Annotated in this window: 23 protein-coding genes and 1 other annotated feature; of the genes, 5 read left to right on the top strand and 18 right to left on the bottom strand. The window is 44.7% G+C overall.

What is annotated here, in order from left to right:
* Positions 1 to 231: 231 nt before the first annotated feature.
* The 4 genes from BS614_RS17475 to BS614_RS17460 all read right to left on the bottom strand — a co-directional run bounded on the left by BS614_RS17475 (position 232) and on the right by BS614_RS17460 (position 5,642).
* Positions 232 to 2,613: a polyprenyl synthetase family protein gene (locus BS614_RS17475; RefSeq protein ID WP_074094897.1), complete on the bottom strand. Its 2,382-nt coding sequence runs from the start codon at positions 2,611 to 2,613 to the stop codon at positions 232 to 234.
* A 187-nt stretch (positions 2,614 to 2,800) separates the two neighbouring features.
* Positions 2,801 to 3,598 carry a sulfite exporter TauE/SafE family protein gene (locus BS614_RS17470; protein WP_074094896.1) on the bottom strand — a complete coding sequence of 266 codons (798 nt, stop codon included), beginning with the start codon at positions 3,596 to 3,598 and terminating at the stop codon, positions 2,801 to 2,803.
* Between the two features lie 487 nt (positions 3,599 to 4,085).
* The gene (locus BS614_RS17465; RefSeq protein WP_047842788.1) at positions 4,086 to 4,841 is read right to left on the bottom strand and encodes an SDR family NAD(P)-dependent oxidoreductase; all 756 of its coding nucleotides are present in this window, start codon (positions 4,839 to 4,841) and stop codon (positions 4,086 to 4,088) included.
* 324 nt (positions 4,842 to 5,165) lie between these two features.
* Positions 5,166 to 5,642, bottom strand: coding sequence for a DUF6376 family protein (locus BS614_RS17460; protein WP_074094895.1), 477 nt, complete (start codon positions 5,640 to 5,642; stop codon positions 5,166 to 5,168).
* A gap of 135 nt (positions 5,643 to 5,777) precedes the next feature.
* Between BS614_RS17460 and BS614_RS17455 the strand changes: the two genes are divergently transcribed.
* Positions 5,778 to 6,746, top strand: coding sequence for a bile acid:sodium symporter family protein (locus BS614_RS17455; protein WP_074094894.1), 969 nt, complete (start codon positions 5,778 to 5,780; stop codon positions 6,744 to 6,746).
* 121 nt (positions 6,747 to 6,867) lie between these two features.
* On the opposite strand, the gene BS614_RS17450 is transcribed toward BS614_RS17455, so the two are convergent.
* Entirely contained in the window at positions 6,868 to 7,719 is an 852-nt protein-coding gene (locus BS614_RS17450) for an aldo/keto reductase (RefSeq protein WP_074094893.1), read from the bottom strand.
* A 171-nt stretch (positions 7,720 to 7,890) separates the two neighbouring features.
* Here BS614_RS17450 and BS614_RS17445 point away from each other — a divergent pair, with 171 nt between their 5' ends.
* Positions 7,891 to 8,409: a MerR family transcriptional regulator gene (locus BS614_RS17445; protein WP_036608404.1), complete on the top strand. Its 519-nt coding sequence runs from the start codon at positions 7,891 to 7,893 to the stop codon at positions 8,407 to 8,409.
* Between the two features lie 204 nt (positions 8,410 to 8,613).
* On the opposite strand, the gene asd is transcribed toward BS614_RS17445, so the two are convergent.
* From asd to BS614_RS17415, 6 genes are all read right to left on the bottom strand, one after another.
* Entirely contained in the window at positions 8,614 to 9,699 is a 1,086-nt protein-coding gene (asd, locus tag BS614_RS17440) for an aspartate-semialdehyde dehydrogenase (protein ID WP_074094892.1), read from the bottom strand.
* A 170-nt stretch (positions 9,700 to 9,869) separates the two neighbouring features.
* Positions 9,870 to 10,146: a binding site (T-box leader), on the bottom strand.
* 190 nt (positions 10,147 to 10,336) lie between these two features.
* Positions 10,337 to 11,182 (bottom strand): class I SAM-dependent methyltransferase, encoded by an 846-nt coding sequence (locus tag BS614_RS17435; protein ID WP_074094891.1) that lies wholly within the window; start codon positions 11,180 to 11,182, stop codon positions 10,337 to 10,339.
* 147 nt (positions 11,183 to 11,329) lie between these two features.
* Positions 11,330 to 12,202, bottom strand: coding sequence for a UTP--glucose-1-phosphate uridylyltransferase GalU (gene galU, locus BS614_RS17430; protein WP_036608409.1), 873 nt, complete (start codon positions 12,200 to 12,202; stop codon positions 11,330 to 11,332).
* Positions 12,203 to 12,259: 57 nt separating this feature from the next.
* Positions 12,260 to 12,652: a GtrA family protein gene (locus BS614_RS17425; protein WP_074094890.1), complete on the bottom strand. Its 393-nt coding sequence runs from the start codon at positions 12,650 to 12,652 to the stop codon at positions 12,260 to 12,262.
* On the bottom strand, positions 12,645 to 13,631 hold the full coding sequence (locus BS614_RS17420; RefSeq protein WP_074094889.1) for a glycosyltransferase family 2 protein: 987 nt from the start codon (positions 13,629 to 13,631) through the stop codon (positions 12,645 to 12,647). Before BS614_RS17420 ends, BS614_RS17425 begins: the two co-directional genes overlap by 8 nt.
* A gap of 51 nt (positions 13,632 to 13,682) precedes the next feature.
* Positions 13,683 to 15,854, bottom strand: a complete 2,172-nt coding sequence (locus BS614_RS17415; RefSeq protein ID WP_074096884.1) for a glycosyltransferase family 39 protein — start codon at positions 15,852 to 15,854, stop codon at positions 13,683 to 13,685.
* A 225-nt stretch (positions 15,855 to 16,079) separates the two neighbouring features.
* Between BS614_RS17415 and BS614_RS17410 the strand changes: the two genes are divergently transcribed.
* On the top strand, positions 16,080 to 16,763 hold the full coding sequence (locus BS614_RS17410) for a response regulator transcription factor (RefSeq protein ID WP_074094888.1): 684 nt from the start codon (positions 16,080 to 16,082) through the stop codon (positions 16,761 to 16,763).
* Positions 16,763 to 18,280: a sensor histidine kinase gene (locus tag BS614_RS17405; RefSeq protein ID WP_074094887.1), complete on the top strand. Its 1,518-nt coding sequence runs from the start codon at positions 16,763 to 16,765 to the stop codon at positions 18,278 to 18,280. The genes BS614_RS17410 and BS614_RS17405 overlap by 1 nt, the downstream gene beginning before the upstream one ends.
* A 285-nt stretch (positions 18,281 to 18,565) precedes the next feature.
* On the opposite strand, the gene BS614_RS17400 is transcribed toward BS614_RS17405, so the two are convergent.
* Together BS614_RS17400 and BS614_RS17395 are read right to left on the bottom strand one after the other, a co-directional pair.
* On the bottom strand, positions 18,566 to 19,036 hold the full coding sequence (locus BS614_RS17400) for a GNAT family N-acetyltransferase (protein ID WP_074094886.1): 471 nt from the start codon (positions 19,034 to 19,036) through the stop codon (positions 18,566 to 18,568).
* 258 nt (positions 19,037 to 19,294) lie between these two features.
* Entirely contained in the window at positions 19,295 to 20,005 is a 711-nt protein-coding gene (locus tag BS614_RS17395; protein WP_074094885.1) for an SDR family NAD(P)-dependent oxidoreductase, read from the bottom strand.
* Between the two features lie 102 nt (positions 20,006 to 20,107).
* On the opposite strand from BS614_RS17395, the gene BS614_RS17390 reads away from it, so the two are divergent.
* A complete protein-coding gene (locus tag BS614_RS17390) occupies positions 20,108 to 20,467 on the top strand; it encodes a MerR family transcriptional regulator (RefSeq protein WP_074094884.1) in 360 nt (119 codons plus the stop codon).
* 107 nt (positions 20,468 to 20,574) lie between these two features.
* Here the strand turns inward: BS614_RS17390 and BS614_RS17385 are convergent, their stop codons facing one another.
* The 5 genes from BS614_RS17385 to BS614_RS17365 all read right to left on the bottom strand — a co-directional run bounded on the left by BS614_RS17385 (position 20,575) and on the right by BS614_RS17365 (position 24,303).
* Positions 20,575 to 21,168 carry a GNAT family N-acetyltransferase gene (locus BS614_RS17385; RefSeq protein ID WP_074094883.1) on the bottom strand — a complete coding sequence of 198 codons (594 nt, stop codon included), beginning with the start codon at positions 21,166 to 21,168 and terminating at the stop codon, positions 20,575 to 20,577.
* Between the two features lie 35 nt (positions 21,169 to 21,203).
* Positions 21,204 to 22,661, bottom strand: coding sequence for a S8 family serine peptidase (locus tag BS614_RS17380; protein WP_074094882.1), 1,458 nt, complete (start codon positions 22,659 to 22,661; stop codon positions 21,204 to 21,206).
* Between the two features lie 122 nt (positions 22,662 to 22,783).
* A complete protein-coding gene (locus BS614_RS17375; RefSeq protein WP_074094881.1) occupies positions 22,784 to 23,359 on the bottom strand; it encodes a GNAT family N-acetyltransferase in 576 nt (191 codons plus the stop codon).
* A 33-nt stretch (positions 23,360 to 23,392) separates the two neighbouring features.
* Positions 23,393 to 23,854 carry an NUDIX hydrolase gene (locus tag BS614_RS17370; RefSeq protein WP_074094880.1) on the bottom strand — a complete coding sequence of 154 codons (462 nt, stop codon included), beginning with the start codon at positions 23,852 to 23,854 and terminating at the stop codon, positions 23,393 to 23,395.
* 149 nt (positions 23,855 to 24,003) lie between these two features.
* On the bottom strand, positions 24,004 to 24,303 hold the full coding sequence (locus tag BS614_RS17365) for a hypothetical protein (protein ID WP_036608432.1): 300 nt from the start codon (positions 24,301 to 24,303) through the stop codon (positions 24,004 to 24,006).
* Positions 24,304 to 24,335 lie beyond the last annotated feature (32 nt).

Raw genomic sequence — 24,335 nt, 5'->3', positions numbered from 1 at the left:
TGTCGAAATCTAAAATTTTTACTGATATAAGATGTTCTATAAGAATTAGTCAGTTTTAAAACAACAGTACCTGCTTATTACCCAAAAATACAGGAGTTGAAACAAATCTTTTTAAGAAATTTGTGTCTACAAAGTCAAACAAGGCCTGGAATCCATTCATATGGAATCCTGACCTTTGTCGTTATATATCATAATAAGTCATACGCAACACGGAATCGTTAGTTAAATGAATTAGCGCTCGCGACCAACAAGATAATCCAATAGATGTCTCAGGAAGGGGATAGGTTTTGGCATCTCGTTCAATGCATCTGTAGCAAGACAATAATGCTCCCACATCGCTTTCTTCGCGCCTTCATCACCCAGAATAGACACAAAGGTTGAATTGTTGTTCCGCTCATCCTGACCTGCTGGTTTCCCAAGAATGAGGTGATTTCCCTCGAAATCCAGCAAGTCGTCCTTGATCTGGAAGGCGATCCCCGCATGATAAGCGAACTTTTTCAGCGTAGCCATCTCCGGTTCCTTCACTTGGGCAAGTATCGCTGGCATAACCAGGGCAGCTTCGAAGGCAATGCCTGTTTTGTAAAAACAGATCATGTTCAACTGCTCCAGCGTCAATGCCTTGCCTTTGGAGTTCAGATCCATCGCCTGCCCCATACACATATCCTCTGCTTTTTCAGCCGAATACTGAATGAGTTTGAGCACGGTCGCCGCATCAAAACGATCTAATGAGGATTGCTCTCCAATCGCCTTCTGGATAAGAAATAGACCGGTAAGCTCTGCTGTGGCACTATTGTGCACCTGGTGCAGCGTGGAACGTCCACGCCTTGTCGAAGCATTATCCTGCGTAGGCAGATCATCAAAGATCAGGGAAGCGGTATGCATGTACTCCAATGATCTTAGCAGCGGAACGATGGATGATTCAGGTAGACCATACTCGCGCACACCCATAACCCAAGTTAATATCGGACGTAGCCTCTTTCCGTCTCCCTGCAAGCTGTAATTGGCGGCATCGATCAGCGTCTCTTTCATCTCGTGAAGGCCACCGGGCTTCGCAATCTGTAACTCCACATTAATCTGTTCGCGAACCGTTCGAATGGTCTGTTTGAACTCCTCTTTCTCCTGCTTGTCATTTTTCAATTGAAGCACAACCTGATCCCGTAACAATTTATCAAGGAAATCAACGTCATCTGCTTTTCGCACCATCTGTTGAACCAGTTGATTGAATTCAGGCTGCCCAGAGGCAAAGATCGTCATCACTTCATCATATTTTTGCTGCCCCAACCGTTCTTTACAACGCTTCAGCCCGTTGATCGCACGATCCAGTATGACCTCGCGGGTCTTGGCATCCGAGTTATATACATCATGGATTAGATGAGAGATGACTGCCCAATACAATTCATATGGATTAATCAAGTCGGGACGCAGGTCACGGTACTTCAAATAGTACGTATACGGAGTTACTGCCCCTTCTTCCATATCGTCAAACATATCGGCAAAATCATCAGCCAACTGATTATATATCCCGTAGTAGAACGTCCGCAGATCAAATCCTTCATCCACCGGTGCACTGAGAACAGACCGGACGATTAATCGGGAAGAAGAAGATTTGATAATAATCGGAATGTACAATTCTTCATTGCTGTAATTCGCATTGGCTAATTTCTTGTTGCGATCGATCTCCTGAGACTGAAAGAACACATAGGATTGCTCTAAGAACGTGCGCTGTTTCTCTGGATGCTGGTAGTTCTTGATGTACTCAAATGCTTCCCGAAGCTCGGAATGTACATATTCAATTACTTCAAGATTGCTGCCTTTCCACTCCCCCAGATCAGGGACGACCCCGGTAAGAAGTGCATCACGTATCATCAGGGAATATTGTTCTTTTTCCTGAACAGTCAAAGCTTGAGAATCCAGCAGATCATCCACAAATGGATATGTCAAACCGTACGAATAACCAAGTCGAATCGCCGCATCAAATCTCCGGGCACGCTCTTCAGGTGGTGTCTGCTCATTCATCTCATCGTCCACATGAAGGACCACGCCAAGAATGATCTTGATGAGCTTCCGTTGCGCCTGCTCTGCATCCAGCTCCTTCGGGATGTTGGATGCTACATTCTTTAATTTGTTCATCACCCAGATGACAGCCGTTTCAATGTTCTCCTTCTGTCCCCACCGGTACAACGCAGCCAGACTGATATAATCAGGCTGTCCTTTGCGCCCAGTGGCAGAGCCCATAAAGTATTTTTTAGTATTCTGGACAACATTCTGAATTCGGGCCTGCGTACCCGGAGAATCAAGGGCTTGCCCCAGATCCCGCATATAAATATAGGAGATACTCCGATCCAGGTAATCATCCAGCTTTCCTGTCGTATTCAGCCAGTGGATATATCTATGAACATCCCGGGGATCCGGTTTTCTTTTGCTAGGTGATAAAAGAGAAAGCCAGGCAAAACGATGAATATGTTTCTTTTGCCATACATGAATATCTTGGGTAAGTGCTGTTGTATACGTATTATCCATAAGTTGCTGCCTAAGAGAAGTGAAATACTGAGATGCTTTCTGCTCAGCTAGCCGATATCCTGCATCAGCCTGTTCTGTAAGTACGTTATTCATAGGGTGGATACCTCAAATTCTATTAATGTTAAACATGTATCCATGAAAGGAGATGAGGTGCTCCATGGACGAAAACTGAACTCATTTGATCGTGTATCCAACGCTTCAGCTCATGTTCATAACCTTTATACGGCGATCCTACCGTTTGGTTACGAAATCGTCACTGCTCATTCCCATATACGTGATTTTACAGAATAGATGACCAGACTTTGACCGCTGTGATGGCGATAAGTACGATTAATGCATATCGAAGTACCCTCACATTGATCATTGAACTAACCCGTGAACCAAGGGATGCCCCGAGCAGACTGCCGATCACCGTATAGATAATGGGTTCCATCGTAATGTCTCCACCCGTAATTTTACCTATAACGCCGCCAATTGCGGAGATAAATACAATCGCCAGTGAAGAAGCAATCGTCGTTCGTACGGGGATGTTGAGAATCGTCAGCATGATAGGAATAAGGATAAAGGCACCACCCGCACCAACAATTCCTGATACAATGCCTACTGCAAAAGCAGTGCCTGCTGCAATCCACCGGTTAAACACCAGTGGAGCTGAGGTATCAAGCTTTCCCTTTCCGGGAATCAGCATAAGCACAATCGCCATGATCGCCAGAATGCCATAGATCAGATTAATAACCCTTCCGTCCAGATGACCGGATATGAACCCGCCAATCAGACTGCCAGCCAGAATGCTGGAGCCCATGTATAGCACCAAACCGCGGTGAACGATCGCCCCACCACTTCTACCCGTTTTTACTTTTCTGCGGAATGCAATTACACCGGCAAGTGAAGCGAAAAACACTTGAAACATACTAATCGACGATACCTGATGTGCTGAGAACGGCTCCAGTCCCATCCAGGATGGAACATATAACAACAGCGGATAATTGATAATGGCCCCACCAATACCCAACAAACCGGAGAAGAATGAACCGACCAGACCCAGTATAAACATGATGACAATAAGCAGAAGATCCATCGGTTATGCGCTTCCTTTCGTGCAATATAAATCTCATTTCGATACCACTCAAAAGTGCTATACAAGGTGAATATAATCCGTTATAATAAAAACCAAGTAAATTAATCCGAAATGAGTGATTAAGCATGTTTAACGTGTTGAAGACTCTTTTTGAAAATAAATGTCCACAGTGCAACGAAAAATTACAAGTTCATAACGATGCGTTATGTTCGACCAAAACCTGTTCTCAATGTCATTACAAAGAAGAGAGTTATGGCTCTCTTGGAGTTCGAATTGTATATGACACCACAGAATGATAAAAAGCTATAACCTTGTTAATTGTATCACGATCTCTGAAATTTCGGGATGATTCGACAAACTTATTTCCATCTCATATGCCACGATTACTTTATAATGAAAATACAAAAACGGTGCAAAACGAATAAATCGTTCTGCACCGTTTTTTTCTGTTTTTTTGAGATGAGTTCTCTTAATTTTAGAAGGTTATTTATTTGGTTTTGAAGCTGAGGAATCCATCATCTACGGCTACAGTTGTACCATTAACTGCACTGGCTGCATCACTGAACAGGAATGTAACCACACTGGCTACTTTCTCTGGTTGAATGAGTTCTCCACGCATATGTTGAGTAGCAAGCGCATCCTTCATGGCTTGGTCATCACCCAGAATCGGTGTTTCGATAAAGCCAGGTGCTACACCAACTACACGAATTCCATGCTCAGCAAGTTCCAATGCACCGGATTTGGACATCATAACAACAGCAGCCTTGGCTGCGTTGTAGTTGAAGCTACCTACTGCAGCAACACTTCCATAGATCGAAGCTGTATTTACAATGGTACCTTGTACATTCAATTCAACCATTTTTTTCGCGCCATAATACATACCATAATATACACTGTGCTGATCTACATCAATGACTCTGTGATAGGATTCCGGGTCCATCTCCAGAAATGGCTTCACAAGTCCAATACCTGCGTTATTGAAAATACCGCTTAACGTACCATATTGCTCTACGGTCCAGTCGATCAGGGCTTTGATCTCGTCCCCTTTGGATACATCCACTTTGTACGCGCCCGCTGTTCCGCCTGCTGCTTCAATCTCTGCCGCAAGCTTCTTCGCTCCGTCTTCATTATAGTCAGCGACAACAATAGTCGCACCTTGATCCGAAAGTTGAAGTGCTGTCTCTTTACCAATACCACTTGCTCCACCTGTAATAATGATTACTTTTCCATTGTGTTGAGTCATGACTCAGCTCTCCTTTGGCAAAATATATTTAAGGGCAGTTCTAAACTTATAGTAAGTAACTATATTTTATTAACTTATATACTTATAATACGCCTCTGTCCCAACCTTGTCAAACCATAGATCATCTTCACATAAATATGAGATAAATGTCATATACATCTCCTATTTACACGATATAGTCTAGCTCCTGTGATATTAAATATGCATCCGGTTTCGGAAAATAAAAAAGCGAGCATAACGGGAATTCAATCATTCCGATATCTCGCCCTTCTCAAGTATTCGATTCCAAACTGGATTGTCTTAATGCGGTAAGATCAATTTAACTTATTCACCCTGAAGTCCGCTAAGCGGATCTTTCAAATTATTGATATTGGTGATCAGTTCAGGAATGCCTGTCTTCTCCCAATTTTCTGCCGTAAAACCTTGCTCTGCAATTGTATTCTCGAAATTGTCCACGACTTCTGTTAATTGCGTATTATAACTGACCAGATTTTCATGAATGCTCTCTCCTATTGCAGGAGCAGTCAACTGAGAAAATTCGCTTGCCTCTGCTTGGATCAGATCGATTTTCTCCTGAATCTGCGTTGTAATCTCCGGATTATTCACCGCACCCGATGCAAGCTCTTGCAGATCAGCCCCGGCGTTTGATACCTGTTCTATATAATCAGTAGCCCCACTTACATAATTTAAACTTTGATTAGCTTGTTCCACGACAGAACAGGCCGAAATCAAAAGAATACTTGATGCAATAAGGCCTGTCATCAATAATGTGTGCTTTCTTTTTCTTATAAACATGATCATCTCCCTTTCTCCTAATCGGAATCCTTGTTCCAAGTCCATGATACCTGTTCAGACTGCTTCATTGCAAATGGGTCTGCAGCCAACGTTATTAAGATGTATAATAGTAAAATCACACGGTAAAGGGATGTCATGATTATGCTTCAAGCCTTGAACCAACGCTTGAACCGCATCATGCCACTGATTACCCCAATCAGCATTATTATTGGCGTGTTATGCGGGAGTTTTCTTTCTTCTTATACCTTTTTATCCCCTTGGCTTTTTGCGTTCATGACGTTCGCTGGAAGTATCAGTCTTGGGATACGGGATTTTGTGAATGTGCTGAAAAAGCCGTTCCCCCTGTTTGTATGTCTGTTTATTTTGCATTTGGCGATGCCTCTAATTGCTCTCGGTATGGGTCATCTGGTTTTCCCTACAGATGCGTATACCATAACGGGCCTGGTTCTGGCAGCCGTGATTCCGACAGGAATAAGCAGCTTCATTTGGGTCAGTATATATCGGGGCAATATCGCACTTACGCTATCCATCATCCTGATTGATACCATGCTTGCTCCTTTTGTAGTGCCCGGGGTGTTATCCCTGTTAATCGGAACCAGTGTCACACTGGACACAGCAGCCATGATGAGCAGTCTGTTCTGGATGATTGTGGTACCATCCCTGCTCGGTATGCTGCTGAATGAGTGGACCAAAGGCGCCATTGTCCCGGTCTGGGGACCAAGGTTGAATCCGTTGTCCAAATTGTTCATGGCATCAGTCGTTGCAATTAACGGATCTGTCGTTGCACCCTACTTGGCCGATTTCAACTGGAAGTTGGCTGGTCTTGCGGTCATCATCATTTTCCTGGCATCATTCGGTTATGCACTAAGTTACTTCATCGCCCGATTGCTAGGCTGGAACGAGGCTGATCAGGTCGCTCTGGTGTTCAATGGAGGTATGCGTAATATCAGCGCTGGCGCAGTACTGGCTGTTTCTTATTTTCCGCCACCTGTTGCTGTCCCGGTTGTGCTTGGCATGGTATTCCAACAGATGCTCGCTTCCCTGACAGGTTATCTGCTCGGTCGTCGCTCTCAGCTTCTGCAAAAGTCGGATAAGACATCCGCTGCCTAACAAAATATTGGAATGTTAAGAAACGCCGACAAAATTGTCGGCGTTTTGCATTGAGTTGCTATTGTTACTATTATTGCTATGATACTGCTACGTTTAATAAACCTAGTAATCGGTTCCTGGCTTACAAATCCACTTTCATATTGCCCAGCATCTTGGCAACTTCAGGGTCGTCAATCTTCATGAATAGACTCTCCTTGGTATCCAGTGTGGAAATGGTTGCAATCTCTTCCGGGCTTAGTACAAAGTCGAAAATATCGAAGTTCTCGATAAGCCGCTCTTTGCGTACTGATTTTGGAATAACAACAACATCCCGCTGCACAAGCCAGCGCAGTACAACCTGGGCGACGGATTTGTTATGTTTCTCGGCAATGGAAACCAAGACTTCGTTGCTGAACAAATTGTTGCGACCTTCGGCGAACGGGGACCATGACTGGTGCTGTATCCCCTGTTCTTTCATGAAAACAGCGCTGTCGACCTGCTGTTGAAACGGATGCGTTTCGATCTGATTGATGACAGGCACAACTTCGTTGTGGACGATGAGGTCCATCAGGCGGTCAGGTAGGAAGTTACTGACACCGATAGCCCTGATCTTGCCCTCACGGTATAGTTCTTCCATCGCACGCCATGCGCCGTAGTAATCACCAAACGGCATGTGAATAAGGTACATATCCAGATAATCGAGCTGCAGCTTACTTAACGATTTGGCAAACGCCCGCTTGGCACTTTCGTATCCTGCATCCTGAATCCAAAGCTTTGTCGTGATGAAAAGTTCTTCCCGCGCTATGCCACTGCGTTTAATTGCACGTCCAACCGCTTCTTCGTTTAGGTAACCGGCAGCGGTATCAATTAGGCGGTAACCGGCCTTCAGCGCCTCATATACCGTGTTCTCACATTCATCAGCATCGGGAACCTGATAGACACCAAAGCCAATAATCGGCATTTTCACTCCATTGTTCAAGGTTACAGTTTGCATATTCAATTCCTCCTATGGTTCAATTGTGAATCGCAAGTGGTCACGTATTCCTGAAATTCAGCAACGAAGCGAGGATTCCACTTCCGGCCGACTTGCGTTACAATAACCCTAGCTCCTTCGTCTTACACGAAGTCAAGCGGTCTCCAATATTTTTTTGAAGGAGGAGTACATATGTATACTGTCCAGGATGCTGCCCAGCTTACGGGACTCACAGAGCACGCTGTTCGCTTTTACACGGATAAAGGCTTGGTTCCGAGCATTCAACGCAATAAAAATAATATTCGGGTGTTTGATGAAGAATCCATCAATTGGCTACATGGCGTCAAATGCCTCAAGCAGACAGGTTTACCGATTGAAAATATTAAAACATACGTCGATCTCTGCCTCGAAGGTGATTCAACCGTTTCGCAGCGATTCGCACTTATGATGGAGTATAAGGAAGCGGCGCTGATTCAGCTTGAGGAGGCCAAGAGCCGCGTAGCCCATTTGGAAGAGAAAGCACGTCAATATCAGGCCATTTTGGAGCAGCGCATCCCGGATATGACCAACCCGATCAATTGGGAAACCAAGCGTGACGAAGAAGGGAGTTGTCCTGCATCCCGTTTAAAAAGTCGCAGTCTTCCTGAAGCCGAGGTTTCGGCTCAGTGCCCAGCAGCTGCTATGAAGCAGCAAACTAGCATAGTATCTTAAACTTCACATGATATAGCTCACGTATGTTCTAAACATATAGGCTATTTCTTACATTATGTATAAATCAGCCTGAGTAAAAAACGCCGACAACATTGTCGGCGTTTTTCACTACAACCCTCTGCTGGAACAAAAAAACCATCAACAAGTGATGGTTTTTCATGAAATATCCTGTTCAGAAATCTGCTGCTCATGATGCCTTTATGCTTATTTCGGCTGAATATATCCTTCAGCTTTAAGCAATTCTGCGATCAGAACTGCACCGCCTGCTGCTCCGCGGAGCGTGTTGTGGGACAATCCAACGAATTTGTAATCATAGAGTGAATCTTCGCGCAGTCGGCCTGTGGAGACACCCATTCCGCGTTCTATGTCACGATCCAGTTTTGTCTGTGGTCTGTTCTCTTCTTCGAAATACGTAATGAATTGTTTTGGTGCACTTGGCAGAGCCAGTTCCTGCGGACGACCTTTGAACTGCAACCAACGCTCCAGAATTTCGTCTTTGCTTGGTTTTTTCTCGAAGTTTACAAACACGGTCGCAAGATGTCCATCCGTTACCGGTACACGAATACATTGGGTTGTAATTAATGGAGCCGATGCTTTGACGATCTGATTGTTCTCGATACTACCCCAGATCCGCAGTGGTTCCTGCTCACTCTTCTCTTCTTCGCCACCGATGTATGGAATGACATTATCGAGCATATCTGGCCAGTCCGTAAAGTTTTTACCAGCTCCCGAGATTGCTTGATATGTGGAAGCGACGACCTGAGTCGGGTTGAATTCACGCAAGGCGTGCAGTGCAGGCACATAGCTCTGAATCGAGCAGTTTGGTTTTACAGCAATGAATCCGGTTTTTGTGCCCAGACGTTTGCGTTGAGCTTCAATCACATCCAGATGTCCCGGGTTAATCTCAGGGATTACCATGGGTACATCTGCTGTCCAGCGGTGAGCGGAGTTGTTGGACACTACAGGTGTTCCTGTTTTGGCATAAGCTTCTTCGAGCGCTTGAATCTCATTCTTTTTCATATCAACCGCGCAGAAAATAAAATCAACCTGGCTGGCAAAAGCTTCGACCTGGGAAGCATCCTGAACAACGATTTTCTTCACAGCTTCCGGAATAGGAACTGCGAGTTTCCATCTGCCTTGTACGGATTCTTCATATGTTTTACCTGCAGAATTGGCGCTTGCAGAAATAGCTGTTACTTCAAACCATGGATGTTGATCGAGCAGGTCCACAAAACGCTGACCCACCATTCCCGTTCCTCCGACGATACCAACTTTCAATTTTGCTGACATTCAATCATCATTTCCTTTCGGTTTAAGTGATTCTTCTCTTTGATCAATTTCATAACTCACTAAAAACGTATTATGAAATTTGACTTCCTAATTAACACTATTCAGGCAATTCCAAAGCGTGTAGTCACAGCCCTGGAAAAACCAAAAAATCCCATCCCCAAGACAATAGTCTCAGGGACGAGATTGAACTCTCGTGGTACCACCCAGATTCGCCAATATGTCACCATATCCGCCTCTTCAAGTAAAGGTTTACAACCATGTTGCTAGCTGTAGACCGTTCATACTCTAGCTCTGTAACAGGAGCTCCTGTCACACCATCCCTTAACGCTAAGTTCCGATGTGCTGCTCTGAGTCTTTATTCAATAAAAAGTTCTTTACTCCTTTTCAGCTGCCGGAGCTCTCTTTGAAAGAATGATTTTTATCTACTCGTCTCTTCGTCGCATTTGATATTGCGATTATAATATCAAAATTACTGTGATGAAGTAAACACATTTTTTTAGATCATGGAATTTATATGTTTCCAGCGGAGCTGAACCATTCAATTATCGCAAGAAAAATTCCAGCTAAATGCGGTCTGTCTTCTGTGAAAAGTACGTCATAGACGTTTTTATTATAATATACTGCAATAGCTATTTCCTTACTGTTTTTTGGCAACCATCGCATACGTTCCCAGTGGACTCCCAGGCCCCGAGACATGATGTGTCTTAAGTAATTTCAGTTCGGAAAGAAGAAGTGTTTTCACTTTGTCCGGGATCGGAAGCATTTGCAGTTCCACAGGCGCTTCTGCCAGTGTCATTTCGGTTTCCCAGCGACCGTCCTGCAACTCAGGAGAATGGATCGAAGCCTCTTCCTTAATCGTCCAGCCTGCCGCAGACACAAGCTCTTGGATATCCTCCGGTGTAAAAAGCGTGCGCACATTGGAGAAGCTGTTCTCCTTGTAACATTCAACCTGAGACTGAATCAGAACGGATAACCAATGTGAGAGCTGGCTCACATCTGTAACTCGCGCATCCCATTCTGCGAAACATAACTGATGTCCCCACGTCCTAACCTTGCTAAGAATCTGGGCGAGTTCGTCAAACGATTTCAGGTACCAAGAACAATGGGATAGCACAATCACATCAAACTCATTCTCGGAGAATTGGGCTTGATCACTTAAAATGTCGTAATCATAATCCATTCGAATTCGATCACCCAGCGGAGATCTCCGCAGCTTGGCTGCCGCTTCGCCTACGGTCAGCGGTGCACCATAATCCTCTGGTGCAATATCTACACCATGAACGTACCCGTGCTCCCCCACCAGATGTGCAAGTACGGCCGTTGTATCTCCCTGACCACACCCGATTTCCAGAACGCGGCTGCCTTCCTGTATCCCCCAAAAGAGGCCCAGTTTCATCCGATGCTCAGTCTGAATATACTGAATGGCGGCGTTGTCCTCTACGTCCATATACTTAATAAGGTCTCTGATGATAGATTCATTCATGATTCCTCACCCCTCAAAGAGCAACTTAAACTTCTTGCTCATTGTAGCGTTACAGGAAGCAATGTACAATGCTGGAGTCTAGACAGAACCATGGTACGTGGAGACCCCGTCCTACAGCAGATCTAAACCTCTGCTACATATCAATCCCTAGGCCCACTGGGTTGCAAGCTTCTGAAGATAAGGGGTCAGCATGGGCTGTAATTCCTTGCGCATTAGTCCGATCTCCAAGATCGCCTGAATATATCCGAATTGATCACCAATATCGTAGCGGCGCCCCTGCAGTTCAAGGGCCAACAGTTCCTCCACCTGACTCACTTCTTTCAAGGCATCCGTTAACTGATATTCCCCTCCAGCCCCTCTCTCGATCTGATCCAGAATAGGAAAGATGGAAGGTTTCAGAATGTATCGTCCCATTACGGCTGTCCGGGATGGTGCTTCTGCAAGGGATGGTTTTTCGACCAGATTGGTGACTCGGTGAACCCGGTCCTCTGCACCATTCGAATCAATGATGCCATATTTGCTCACATTTGCCGCGTCTACTTGACGGACACCGATGATCTGGTTGCCTGTCTTTTCATAAAGATGGACCATTTGTGCAAGTGCAGGCGGTTCAGACACCATAATATCATCTCCGAGCAGTACAGCGAAGGCGTCATCGCCTACAAATTGCCGTGCACACCCAATGGCATGCCCCAGTCCCAGCGGTTCTTTTTGACGAATAAAATGAATATTTGCCATCTCGCTGATCGCCTGCACCTCTTCCAGTAAAGACTGTTTGCCCTTGGCATACAAAGAGTGTTCAAGTTCAACCGATTTATCAAAATGGTCCTCTATGGATTTTTTGTTGCGTCCGGTCACAATGAGGATATTCTCAATGCCTGATTGTACTGCTTCTTCAACAATGTATTGGATAGCTGGTTTGTCTACAATCGGTAACATCTCTTTAGGCTGTGCTTTAGTCGCTGGCAGAAAACGGGTTCCGAGACCCGCTGCCGGAATAACTGCTTTTTTTATTCGCATTTCATCATACACTCCTTTCATTTGCTTCCTATAACCAATATTGCACGCTGTGGGCAGCTAAGTAGCGATACGAAACACCCAATATCTGCTGGCCATATAGTTCAGAACCGTCCCCATCAAGGTCACCAGGATCTTACTCATCACGAGACTCCAACCCAGCACATCGTGTAATGTCATCAGAATGAGGGCGGATAACGCGAGAACGATGAGATTGGTGATTAGAAAACGAATAAGTTTTGTTCTATCGCCACCTCCTCGTGCCGTATCTCGAAAAGTCCACCTGCCGTTCAACCAATAACTGTTCGCAACGCCGCAGCTGTACGAGATCACTTGAGCCATCAGAACCGGCACACCGACCACTGCGAGCAACGCAAACACCACTGCATCCACTGCCGTATTCGCAACACCCACAATACCGAACTTGAAGAGTGTCACCAGACGCTTAGTCATGATGAGCAACTCGGACTGTCAATTGGGATTTTGCTTGCTGGCCCTCGGCCTGCACCACATCTCTCACAATGTATAGCGGACGCGCCTTGGTCTCATCATAGATGCGGCCCACGTACTCGCCCAGAATGCCCAGCATGATCAGGATGAATCCGTTAAACATCAGCATGATACTTACAATGGATGGCCATCCCTTAATCGTTGAATCCGTAAAGATGGCCGAAACAATAACCGTTAACATATAGATGAATCCACCAACCGACAGGATCGCACCTACATAACCTGCGAGCTTGAGCGGTTTATGCGAAAATGAAGTAATGCCATCCAGGCTTAGCTTCAGCATGCGTTTCAGCGGATATTTTGTTTCGCCTGCGAGACGTTCATCACGTTCATATTCAATCGCAGTCTGACGAAATCCGACCCAACTGACCAACCCGCGCACAAACCGATTTTTCTCCGGAAGACGTTTCATCTCATCACATACTTTGCGGTCAATCAGGCGAAAATCTCCGGTGTCTACCGGGATATCCGTATCCGTTGAGGCACGAAGTACACGATAGAACAGACTTGCCGACCATTTTTTGAAGCGAGTTTCCCCGCTTCTTCTGGTGCGACGGGCATATACGACTTCGTAACCCTCTTTCCATTTGGCGATCATATCCAGTATCAGTTCGGGAGGGTCCTGCAGATCCGCATCAATAATAACCACCGCATCCCCCACTGCATAATCCATACCCGCTGTTATCGCAATCTGATGTCCGAAGTTACGGGCAAAATCGATCAGCTTCACACTCTCGTCCCAACGGGCGTAATCACGGATCATCTGTGCACTTCGATCCACGCTTCCATCATTGACAAACAACAGTTCATAGCTCTCTCCCGTGCTGCCCATGACCTTCTTCAGACGCCGATAAGTCTCCTCGATCACCGCTTCCTCGTTATACATGGGAATAATAATGCTGTATCGGTACGCGTGAGCCATGTTTGTCCCCTCCCTTTTCCCATAGATTTCGTTCGAGATTTTCATTTCAGTTTATAATTTCACTTCGTACAAGGTGGACTGTCCGCCGAATCCGAACCCGAATCCAAATCCAAGTCCAGCTTCATTCTCCGTGTCACCGTTATCCATGGATCCGCTGTCCGTACCTGTCTTCCACTCTGACGTTGGAATCTCGGTTCCGTGCTCTTTGATCCAATCGCTAATATCCGAGTTCCCTCCGCGGCCACCCATGCCACCAACCATGAAGTATTTCACTTGCCCGCTCTTGACGAGTTGCTCAAGTTCCTCTGTTGTGTACACCGGGTCTGAGCCGGAGAAGCCTCCAAGTGTAATGACCGCTGCTCTTTCATCAATGATATAAGGTGCTGCCTGATTATAGTCCGTAGTGGCAAAGAGATACGTTTCGCCTGTATTGTGCTCTTTCAGATAATTCAGTGTGGCTGTATCCACTTCTTCGTTACGGTTACCCATTCCGCCACGGCCACCCATTGTAGGCATTTCTGTGTCTCCTGCACCGTTACCCATTGGCATGCCCATTCCTGCTCGACCAAACATACCATTGGAACCGGTGGGCCCTGCTGCCGGGATCATGCTGTTGCCGCCATAAGTAATTGGGGTGAATGCCCAGTAGATTGGACCGATCAGCATCACCATGAATCCCGCGATAATGAAGCCCTGTTTCCATTGATGTGTGCGATGAAGCATAACGATTAGGATGACCGTAACCAGAATGCCTGCGATCAATTCACTAATGGACCAGCCTGCACCAATCGTCTCGTTATACACCTGCATGATATACCAGCCAAACAGAGTCGTCAGCAGCACGGACACCGGAAGCAACCATGCCTGCCATCCAACGCGATCACGATATGACTTCCACATCGCTACAAATCCTGCACCAGTCAGCGCCGCTATTGGAGGTGCAAGCATAATCAGATAATATTGATGGAAGAAACCTGCCACACTGAAAAAAGCAGCAACAGGAAGCAGCCATGCCAGCCAGAACAAGGCCTCCTTGTGCTTGTTGGTTATATTTCTCCGTCTTAATCCTGCAAATATAGCAATGCATCCAAGCAGCACAACTGGCAACAGCCAGCTAGCTTGACCTGACAGTTCCGTCTGGAACAGACGCAGAGGACCTTTCTCCCCCGTACCAAACATTCCGCCCATGCCTCCGCCGAAATTTCTTCCGTTTGGCATTTCCATATCATTCGGCATCTGCCCGTTCGGGAAATTGCCATTCGACCCATTCATGTCACCCATGGCGTTTGTGCCATTCGAACCATTCATATTATCGTTATCCGGTGCATTGACATCTTGCCCAGCACCAGGAATACCACTATCTGTCTGATTAGGGCCTGAAGACAAGTCTCCTCGATTGCCCCGATTATTTCCCTGTCCCATACCATTTGGCATACCTGCGTTACCTGCAGTATTCTGCTGACCCGTTAGGCGAGCCAGTCCATTGTATCCAAAGGCGAGTTCCATGACCGAGTTTGTCTCACTGCTGCCGATATAAGGCCGCTCGTCTTCGGGGATAGAATCCACAGTGACCGCCCAGGATAAGGAAACCACCGCCAGAACTGCTGTGCTGCCGATCAGCAGGATGATCTTCCTTCTCCATTTCGCCTGAAATGCAAGCAGATAAAACAAGTAAAAAGCCGGGAGAATCATGTAGGCTTGAAGCATTTTCATATTAAAGGCTACGCCTATTAACCCAAAGGCAACCAGAATGCGCCAAGTACTGCCTTGTTTGCTGCCTTTGAACAAAAACCATGAACCCAGCAGTAGTGTAAACACCAGCATGCTGTCAATATTGTTGGTCCGGCTGACTGCCGCCACAACAGGCACAGTCGCCATCGCAAGTGCCGAGATTCGTGCTGCTGCAAGACCATATGTAGGTTTCACCATGAAATAGATCAGGAGCACCGAACCGATACCCGCTAATACCTGCGGCAAAATAACACTCCATCCGTGCAATCCGAAGACATAGGCAAAGGCCGTCTGGATCCAGAAGACAACAGGTGGTTTATCTACAGTGACCGAGCCTGCCGAGTCTAGTGAAGCATAGAAAAAGTTATGGAAGTTGCTGAGCATACTCCCAACGGCAGTCGTATAATAGGAATTGGCATATTGATCGTTCCAGATACCGTACCCATTCAGAAATGCCGCCAGTAATACAATCGGCAGAAGGACAAAATCCATCCTTCTTTTGGTGTTATTCAATGTTGATCACTCCTTCAAAGTTCTTCATGTCTAGTATTGTGACATGCCAAAATAAAACTGGGATGAGTGCCCGCTGAATGTTGTCTGAGGATAATTCACAATCCTTTCAGCTAAATTTCAGTTTGGCAAGCGATAATACTACATACAGTCTCTCCGAAGTGAGGGAGAAGTCTAGATGGATCAAGCAAGGAGAGAACGCAGATTATGAAGCTTAGCAGCGGAATTAGAATACTATTGGCTGATGATGAACCGCATATTTTGCAATTTCTGGAGCTTGGATTAAGTAATGAAGGCTTCGATGTGCGCACGGCACCAGATGGAGCGGCTGCGCTTGAGTTGGCGCTTGAATTCAAGCCACATATGGCTATTCTGGATGTCATGATGCCAGAGATGGATGGATTCGAAGTGGTCGAGCGTCTACGTAAGAACGGTGCCGAGGTTGGCGTAATTATGCTGACAGCGAAGGATGAAGTCGAGAATCGGGTTAAGGGCCTTTGGCTAGGTGCTGACGATTACATGATCAAACCCTTTGCCTTTGACGAGCTGCTCGCCCGGATTCAGGCCAGACTGCGGAATCAATTTCCTTTATTAATAGGAGCCGTCACCCACGGTCCCTTCCGAATTGATGATCAGCGCAAAGAAATCACCTATCAGAATCAGGTCCTGGAGCTATCTCCTACCGAATACGAACTGTTAAAATTCATTGTGCTTAATCATGGAATTGTACTGAGCAAAGCGACCATTCTAAGCCGGGTGTGGGGGTATGATTTCGGCGGGGAAGAAAATATTGTGGAGGTATACGTTCGCTCCTTGCGCGACAAACTCGGGGATAAAGAGCATAAACTCATTCGCACGCTTCGGGGTGTCGGTTACAGGGTGGATCTCTGATGAACTCGCTGCCTAAGAAAAATAAACTTCGTTTAAGACGTCTGCACCAATGGATCTGGCCTCGTTCATTACGATCTCAATTGCTCTCACGTTCTCTGTTCGTGCTTGCTGGGCTGTTATTGTTAATCGGTATCCTGCAATTCTGGATCATGGAAAGCTTTCTCTACCGGAATCAGGCAAAAACCATGGAAGAACAGCTCATGTCCATGCCCCCGGTTTGGCTTGGAATTCAGTCACGTAACGGCTCTTCCAACAATCCTTTTAGTGGACAGGCAGGAAACGGGTCTGGTAATCGGGTGCTGTTTATTCCTGACCGTTCATTGGCTCTGTTTGATAACCAGGGTACGTTCGAGGATGTTTTTGGGGAAGATGGTCTGAAAGCCCCTCAACTATCAACCGCTGAATATCAGGACATAACAGATGAGTTGAAAGAACAAAAACACATTCCCTACCGGATTGTCACGGATAGCCAAGGGAATGAGCAATTGATTGTATTCGCTTCACCCGGTCCACGCAATCGCGGTTTACCGATGGTCCAGATGGGAACGGCTACGAAGCCACTTAGAGACTTGATTATTAAACAGCTTCTGATTTTCCTCATGTTATCGCTGTTGGCCATGGTAGCCGGTCTTGTTCTATACACTAAGGTATTACGCCGGACGCTGGTTCCCCTGTCCAATATGGTGAATAAAGTACAGCAGATCGACGCAGGCAGCCTCGCAGAACGCCTTCCCGTCGTTCAGGGACAAGAGGAAGTGGATCAGCTCGCAGTTTCATTCAATGGTATGCTTGAAAGACTGGAGAACTCGTTTGAAGCGGAGCGGGAATCGAAAGAGCAGATGCAGCGTTTCTTGTCTGATGCTTCCCATGAGCTTCGTACCCCGCTCACCTCCATTCACGGCTTCATTGAAGTTCTACAGCGGGGTGCAGCGACCAATCAAGATCAATTGTATAAAGCACTGGACAGTATGCACGGCGAATCCGTACGCATTAACAAGCTGGTTGAAGATTTGCTGTTACTAACCAAACTGGATCAGGCTCCAAAGCAGGAGCGGGAGGTCATTCAGCTAGACAGTCTGCTGCTCGAAATGCAACCACAACTCGCCATGATGGCTCAGCAAAGATCCATTCACCTTGACCTGACGGCTGAAGTGTATGTACTGGCTGACCCTTACAAGCTGAAACAGGTTGTGCTGAATCTGTTCCATAATGCGGTGCAGCACACCGATTCTGAGCATGGAGCCATCTCCATAACATTATATGCCACGCACCATAAGGCTGAATTGTCAGTGAAGGATAACGGTACAGGCATTGAACCTGAACATCTGCCGCATATCTTTGAGCGATTTTACCGTACAAGCAGTTCTCGTTCGCGCAAACAAGGTGGCGCAGGTCTCGGTCTCGCCATTACCCGCTCGATTGTGGAGTCGCATGGTGGGAAAATTACCGTACAAAGTCAGGTAGGTTTGGGAACTGACTTTATGATTTTGATGCCGCTGCATAAGGCTGATGTCTAGACTGAGCTTCGGCTGCAAGTAGGTTATTATAAGTTGGCTATACGCAGCTTTACGTAAGATCTACTTGATCATTACTCATGCTCTAGTCAAGCTCTCCAAACGATGCTCATCTTCCATTTTAATTCCGGCTTTTCATTGTATGACGAATTCCCCCTCTCATTTCGGTTAAGAAATGAAAGGGGGATTCGTTTTTGTATCCCATTGATAGAGTGTAAAGTAGTAGCTCAATTGGGTTCAGGCTTTCAGGCTAACGAATCTGAGACGTCTTATTCAAGGATTTGAAGCTTATATATGCTTTTCATAAAATACCATTGTCATTTTGTCGTTAATTGCTTTTGTTGCACTCGTTTTTTTGTAGCCTATCTTTTCATACAAATAACAGTTTCCTTGCTCTTGTAAGATGGTGCCTAATTTCCATGACTTTGCATCATCATATATCTGCTCAACCATTGTAAAAACTTTTTGTGCAATTCCTTTTCCTTGATGTTCTGGCAGTATAAAAATTGGGCTAATACTATAGATTTGATTATCTTTTTTCACGACTCTAATTCCACCAACAGCAACCTCAAGATGATGAATTATGAAATAATCTGTGAAAGATTGATTGATTTGAGTAATAATTCTTTCTACGGTCTCATTGGCGGGGCTTGTTGCAAAATCCTGATATTTTTCCAACAAGGGCATAAATGCTTTGACTTTCATTTCATGAATAGTCACTGCATCTTTTAAATCTGCTTTATATAGTGAAACCTCCATTAAATATATACCTCCGATTGATACGCTTGTTAGAGACAGGATTTATAGTACATGCTCTGTTAACTTAGTACAAAAAAGATGTTCGTCTACGTTTGGTGTTTGTTTCATTTACAGCATACAAACAAGATAAACTATCATTTTTTTATTCGACGTTGTATTCTCATATTCCTTGATATCTAAGTAACGGAACCACGCCAATACTTCATCTAACTTTCCGATATCATCCGGGGGACAAGATCATCCAGTACGAACGTTGGATTACCAAGGGTATACGCCATTTTCATCTAGGAATTCTCCGTTATGGCGTTTGCCATCCGTCGCATAGCACACAATAATCGCAGCGCCGGCTTCTTTTGATTTACCACCTTCGGCATTACCATTAAGATCTGTTGATGTGAATCCGGGCGTTACTGCAAAGACTTGCGCCCTGCTGTTTTTGACTTCATAAGCCATCGAAAGTGTCATGGCACTGTTGGCCGTTTTGGATGAATTATAGTCGAAGGCATTTAAAGTAAATTCCGCATTTTGCATATGGTCCAGAGAAGCCATGTCAGTTGATACATTAATGATTGTGCCTTCATTATCTTTGATTAATGGGAACAATCGCTGATTGAAACGGAAGGTGCCGAAAAAGTTCACTTCAAAGGCGTTCCGCAGATCTTCCTCTTTTGTATCCGTAAAGGAATGAGAGAAAGCACCCGGCATACCCGCGTTATTGATCAGAAGATTTATTGCAGGATAACTCTTGTGAATCGTATCGGCTGCCTGCTCAATGCTCTTCAAGTCGCACATGTCGATCTGTACAAATTCTACATCTAACCCCTTGGAAGTTAATTCTGAAACAGCTCTTTCACCCCGTTCAACACTACGTGCGCCGAGGATAACTTTCCAACCTGCTTCACCCAACTTCTTTACGATTTCATATCCAATTCCTTTATTTGCTCCGGTTACAAAGACAGTCTTTTTCATGCGAATCCTTCTTTCCATAATTTGATTTATATTTAACAATGTATAAGTTACTATGCTACACTTAGTGTAGGTCAAATTATTTTTATAAAAAGGGGGATTAACATGTTAACGATTGGAGAAGTAGCAAAAAAAGTTGAAATCTCCATTGGAGCGATCCGCTTTTATGAAAGAAAGGGACTGCTGAAACCTGTTGCACGAAATGAGCAGAATAACCGTCTTTATTTGGAGGATGATCTGAACTGGCTGGTTTTTATCAAATGCCTTCGCGAAACCGGGATGAGTGTGGAAGACATCAAAAAGTATTATGATCAGGTCAATGAAGGAACCTCCACGCTGAAGGAAAGAACCAAGCTGATTGAGGATCAAAAGCAAAAGTTGCTGAATGATATTGAGGAGAAAAAAGCGCAGCTTGTTCATTTGGACAACAAACTGGAGCGCTATTATCGCGGAGAAAATTATTAATATATGCCTTGTCCTATAAATTAAATGACAGAAAAAGATCAGGCAGCCAGCAATAACTGTCTAACCTGATCCGAAATGTTGAAACTTATAGTGATTTTTCAATGAGGTTAAAAGTTCAATCCAAAATGACCCTCGCGCTTACACAGTTGATAATGGTTATAGGGTTCATTCTCGATTTCGATCAAATTTAACCGTTCAAAATTACATTTCTGTATCACCTTATTAGATGCTGGATTGGTAGTCAAAGCGATGGCATTTAACACTTCCACGTTTGTATGTTCAAACAAATACTCCGTCATTCCTTTGAGCGCCTGCGTGGTGTAACCACGATTTCTGAAGTGTTTCGAAATACCGTACATAATCTCCCGATTGGGTGCTGGCAGTTCGTCCTTAATCCCTGAGCAACACCATCCTATAAACTCATCATTTTCTTTGAGTACGATAGCCATACGTAAGCATAAATCTCCGATGTCTCCTCCCGCCACCACAGCTTGTTTAAAACGCTGATTCTCAGGAATTTCATATTCGGTGAGCCACAGGCTCCTATCTTCAATCGTAGCGTTCCATCCCGGTAAGAATTCATACACCTCGGGTTGCCACGTAATTTCTTGCAGTTTCTTCAAATCCTCGAGTCGATACTCACGTAAATAAATATCCTTGCAATCGATGATTAATTCATCAGTTTGTATAGGTTGGTTCATAAGGTTGCCTCCACATTTTAATTTACATTACATCATTATAGAGCCGTGTACCATTCCCTTAAAGGCAATGCCTTGATATGTATAGCGTCAGGGTCTTGGGTTTTTTCGAGTTGGGGAAAATACTCTGGATATTGAGCCAAATATTCGCTAACACACCATCGAACCGACCAGTTAATATCTGTTGACCATTTTATCCAATTGTGTATTTCCTCCTTTGGAGCATTTTGCAATAATCCATGCATATACCATCCACGCACTCCTCCTTCTGTTTCATGCTTTAAATGCACCCAATACAACTTTCGCTCTTGTTCATTCATCGGTTCGCCGAGGGTCGATACTGCAATTTTACGAACAATAGCGGATGAATCTTTCGTGAAACTCCATAACTCTTCACGTGATAATTCGTCCCTCTCAACTAAAACTGTTAAAGAGAGCGCTCTTTCGGTATCATCGATTGAATGAATTGCGCTATAGAGATTTTGATTTTTTATACTTATCATGGGTAAAGTTTTTTTTATGTACCTTGGCTTATCTGCCCTGTTCATATAACGAATTGTATTCTCAACATTAATTCGAGGAGCCAGGTTATCATTACCCTCAAGTGGTTCTCCATGCTCGACTAACAAGTGTCTTAGCATCTCCGCACTTAGACTCGGAAATTGGGAGAACAAATGGGCCGCAACACCAGCCACAAGCGCAGCCGATCCAGAGGTGCCCCCATAAAAAGATACGCGCTGACCAGAATCTTCAGTTTCATAAGAGGGGATTGTAAGGTGTAGTCTAGGCGCTAATATATCTGGCCTAAAGTGGCCATCTCCATTTCTACCATAAGGTTCATCAGGGAAAGGAACGTGTAATGAACGATCGGCCTTTCCACGATCAACGTAGCCTCCTACTGCTAGATATTGTATTGGAGGCATGATGTTATTTAAACGTGTATTTCCATTCGAACAAATAACCAAAATGCCCTGTTGCACAGCTGTCGCCAATGCTTTAACCGTTGAGTTTTCACTCGTATTTTTAAGATAAACTTCATTATCTAATGCCTGCCAACCAGTACTTAAAATAATTTTAATATTCCATTCGACCCCATGTTCAAGAATCCATTCCATTCCTTTTTTCAGACGTTCTCCTTCTCCAGTTGTAAATGCGCCATGATCTAAAACGATTAATGTTGCTGCTGGTGCAATCCCGACGTGAATTTGTTCCTCTAACAGAATAGGTTCATGAGCTAAAGCCAGTACACTCATAAGGCCATGTTCACCTTTCCGATTATCCTCCTCCCTGTTCATAGATGAAATGTCTCGCACAGAGACAGTCATATTTTCATGTACGGCAACACATTTGATTCGTGTATTTAAGTGATTTACGAGATGATGTTGTTTAATTGAATCGATAATTACAATTCCCACACCCAGACCAGAAGTATGAAAATCAGGTTGTTCAGCAAAACCTAACCTTTTCCATGTCGGATCGGGTATTGCTCTATCCACACGATCACCTCAGATTTGATATCATTAGAATACTCTCTCGCCTTCCGCTTAAAGTACATTATCATTCATCCAACTAAAATCGGCAGATTTCGAGCTCTCTGGCGATCTTATTTATACTAGAATCATACAAGGCCCTCTTTTTCCATAAACTCATCTTTGGTTAATCCAAAGAGGATCATATCCTGGTATTTTCCATCGGTGTAGATCACCTGGCGACGCACACCTTCCTGAATACATCCAAGTTTTCTCATCATGGCTGCAGAAGGTTCATTTCCTTCGAGTACAGAATCATTGAATTTGTTGAGCCTACGCTCGAAGAAGGCATACTTCAGTAAGATTCGTACGGCTCTGGTCCCGTATCCTTTTCCTCGATGATCCCTGTCAATTTGAATGCCAATGCTAAAGGTACCGTTCCTTTCATCAATGCTGTTCAGATTCACACCTCCGACATTTTCACCATCCATATTTACAATTGTAAACATGATCCGTCCTTTGGCTAAAGAAAAATCAGTGAAGTTTTCCGTGAAACTCTTCGCTTCAACATGGGTTGGCGGCAACTCTACTGCACACTCTAATAACCGACGGGCGGGTGTATCAAAGCGGTTATAATAATGATCTTCCCAATCTTCCTCACGCAAAGCACGCAATCTAACCTTGTCATCCTGCCAGAAATATTGACTATAATCGATCTCTCTCAATTCGCCGCCCCCTAGATTATTTTATCTCCAACTTTAAGATCCATCTTTATGGCTTTTCAGATCTTCTATAATTTGCTTATGCGTAGACAAGAAATGTTCTGGTATAGAATGTATATCAAAAAATCTTGTTTCTATGGATTCTTCACTTTCTATTATAGTTCCAGAAAAATCTTTGCTTTTAAACATCACTTGCACTAATGCAACTTCATCTCCATTACCATAAACCACTTCGTACTGGGGCCCAGAATATATCGAGAATAAATCCATGGAGTTCAGTATTAGACCAGTTTCTTCGTAGACTTCTCTCTTGGCTGTCTCCTGGACACTTTCTCCCATCTCCATAAAACCACCGGGAAATCCCCAGAATCCATTATCCGACCGTTTCTGCAATAGAATTCTTCCAGCCTTATCGAACACGATTGCTCCTGAAACCACCATGATCACTTTGGAATTACCAACAAATGACCTCACATACTTAATATAGTCTTGCTCCATGGACCGTCTCCTTAGCTTGTTTTATATAGAATATAATAACCCATAATGTGGAATTGGAGGAGATTTGTTTTCATTAAACACAACGAAAATAACCCCCGAACAGGATAAAACCTGTCGGAGGCTACGCTCTAATTTATATCAAAATCCCTTTACGATTCTTCCGTATATTGAGGCTTGGACACGTTATCCGGAACCGTTTCGTCAAAAACATCCTGACCTGGATAATCCCTTACGTCTCCCTCGTGAAGCTCATGATTTTCATAGTCAAAACGATGTGCAGACCGCTGGTCCACTCGCCACGGAGAACTTTTCCCGAGAGACTCGGATAACAGAGATGAACCGTAAGGACCCTCCGGGAATTCTTCGAGTGTGATATCGTTTCGCTGCGACTCCACCGTAGACACATCGGTATATTCTTGCCGTTCTTCACGCAAAAACTTATCTTTCATCGTTTATCCCTCCTGATCCACTTCAGATGACC

Source organism: Paenibacillus xylanexedens, assembly GCF_001908275.1.
In the GTDB taxonomy this organism is placed as follows: domain Bacteria; phylum Bacillota; class Bacilli; order Paenibacillales; family Paenibacillaceae; genus Paenibacillus; species Paenibacillus xylanexedens_A.
The sequence above is the reverse complement of the archived record's forward strand: the minus strand, read 5'-3'. Positions and strand labels throughout refer to the sequence as shown.

Bases quoted from the DNA above. Each gene is read 5' to 3' on its own strand.
- BS614_RS17435 (WP_074094891.1), bottom strand. From the start codon at position 11,182: ATGAATGAATCTATCATCAGAGACCTTATTAAGTATATGGACGTAGAG.
- BS614_RS17460 (WP_074094895.1), bottom strand. From the start codon at position 5,642: ATGATCATGTTTATAAGAAAAAGAAAGCACACATTATTGATGACAGGC.
- BS614_RS17465 (WP_047842788.1), bottom strand. From the start codon at position 4,841: ATGACTCAACACAATGGAAAAGTAATCATTATTACAGGTGGAGCAAGT.
- asd (WP_074094892.1), bottom strand. From the start codon at position 9,699: ATGTCAGCAAAATTGAAAGTTGGTATCGTCGGAGGAACGGGAATGGTG.
- BS614_RS17385 (WP_074094883.1), bottom strand. From the start codon at position 21,168: ATGAACCAACCTATACAAACTGATGAATTAATCATCGATTGCAAGGAT.
- BS614_RS17395 (WP_074094885.1), bottom strand. From the start codon at position 20,005: ATGAAAAAGACTGTCTTTGTAACCGGAGCAAATAAAGGAATTGGATAT.
- BS614_RS17455 (WP_074094894.1), top strand. From the start codon at position 5,778: ATGCTTCAAGCCTTGAACCAACGCTTGAACCGCATCATGCCACTGATT.
- BS614_RS17450 (WP_074094893.1), bottom strand. From the start codon at position 7,719: ATGCAAACTGTAACCTTGAACAATGGAGTGAAAATGCCGATTATTGGC.
- BS614_RS17390 (WP_074094884.1), top strand. From the start codon at position 20,108: ATGTTAACGATTGGAGAAGTAGCAAAAAAAGTTGAAATCTCCATTGGA.
- BS614_RS17415 (WP_074096884.1), bottom strand. From the start codon at position 15,854: ATGGATTTTGTCCTTCTGCCGATTGTATTACTGGCGGCATTTCTGAAT.
- BS614_RS17475 (WP_074094897.1), bottom strand. From the start codon at position 2,613: ATGAATAACGTACTTACAGAACAGGCTGATGCAGGATATCGGCTAGCT.
- BS614_RS17425 (WP_074094890.1), bottom strand. From the start codon at position 12,652: ATGACTAAGCGTCTGGTGACACTCTTCAAGTTCGGTATTGTGGGTGTT.
- BS614_RS17445 (WP_036608404.1), top strand. From the start codon at position 7,891: ATGTATACTGTCCAGGATGCTGCCCAGCTTACGGGACTCACAGAGCAC.
- BS614_RS17400 (WP_074094886.1), bottom strand. From the start codon at position 19,036: ATGGAGGTTTCACTATATAAAGCAGATTTAAAAGATGCAGTGACTATT.
- BS614_RS17420 (WP_074094889.1), bottom strand. From the start codon at position 13,631: ATGGCTCACGCGTACCGATACAGCATTATTATTCCCATGTATAACGAG.
- BS614_RS17410 (WP_074094888.1), top strand. From the start codon at position 16,080: ATGAAGCTTAGCAGCGGAATTAGAATACTATTGGCTGATGATGAACCG.
- BS614_RS17370 (WP_074094880.1), bottom strand. From the start codon at position 23,854: ATGGAGCAAGACTATATTAAGTATGTGAGGTCATTTGTTGGTAATTCC.
- BS614_RS17405 (WP_074094887.1), top strand. From the start codon at position 16,763: ATGAACTCGCTGCCTAAGAAAAATAAACTTCGTTTAAGACGTCTGCAC.
- BS614_RS17365 (WP_036608432.1), bottom strand. From the start codon at position 24,303: ATGAAAGATAAGTTTTTGCGTGAAGAACGGCAAGAATATACCGATGTG.
- galU (WP_036608409.1), bottom strand. From the start codon at position 12,202: ATGCGAATAAAAAAAGCAGTTATTCCGGCAGCGGGTCTCGGAACCCGT.
- BS614_RS17470 (WP_074094896.1), bottom strand. From the start codon at position 3,598: ATGGATCTTCTGCTTATTGTCATCATGTTTATACTGGGTCTGGTCGGT.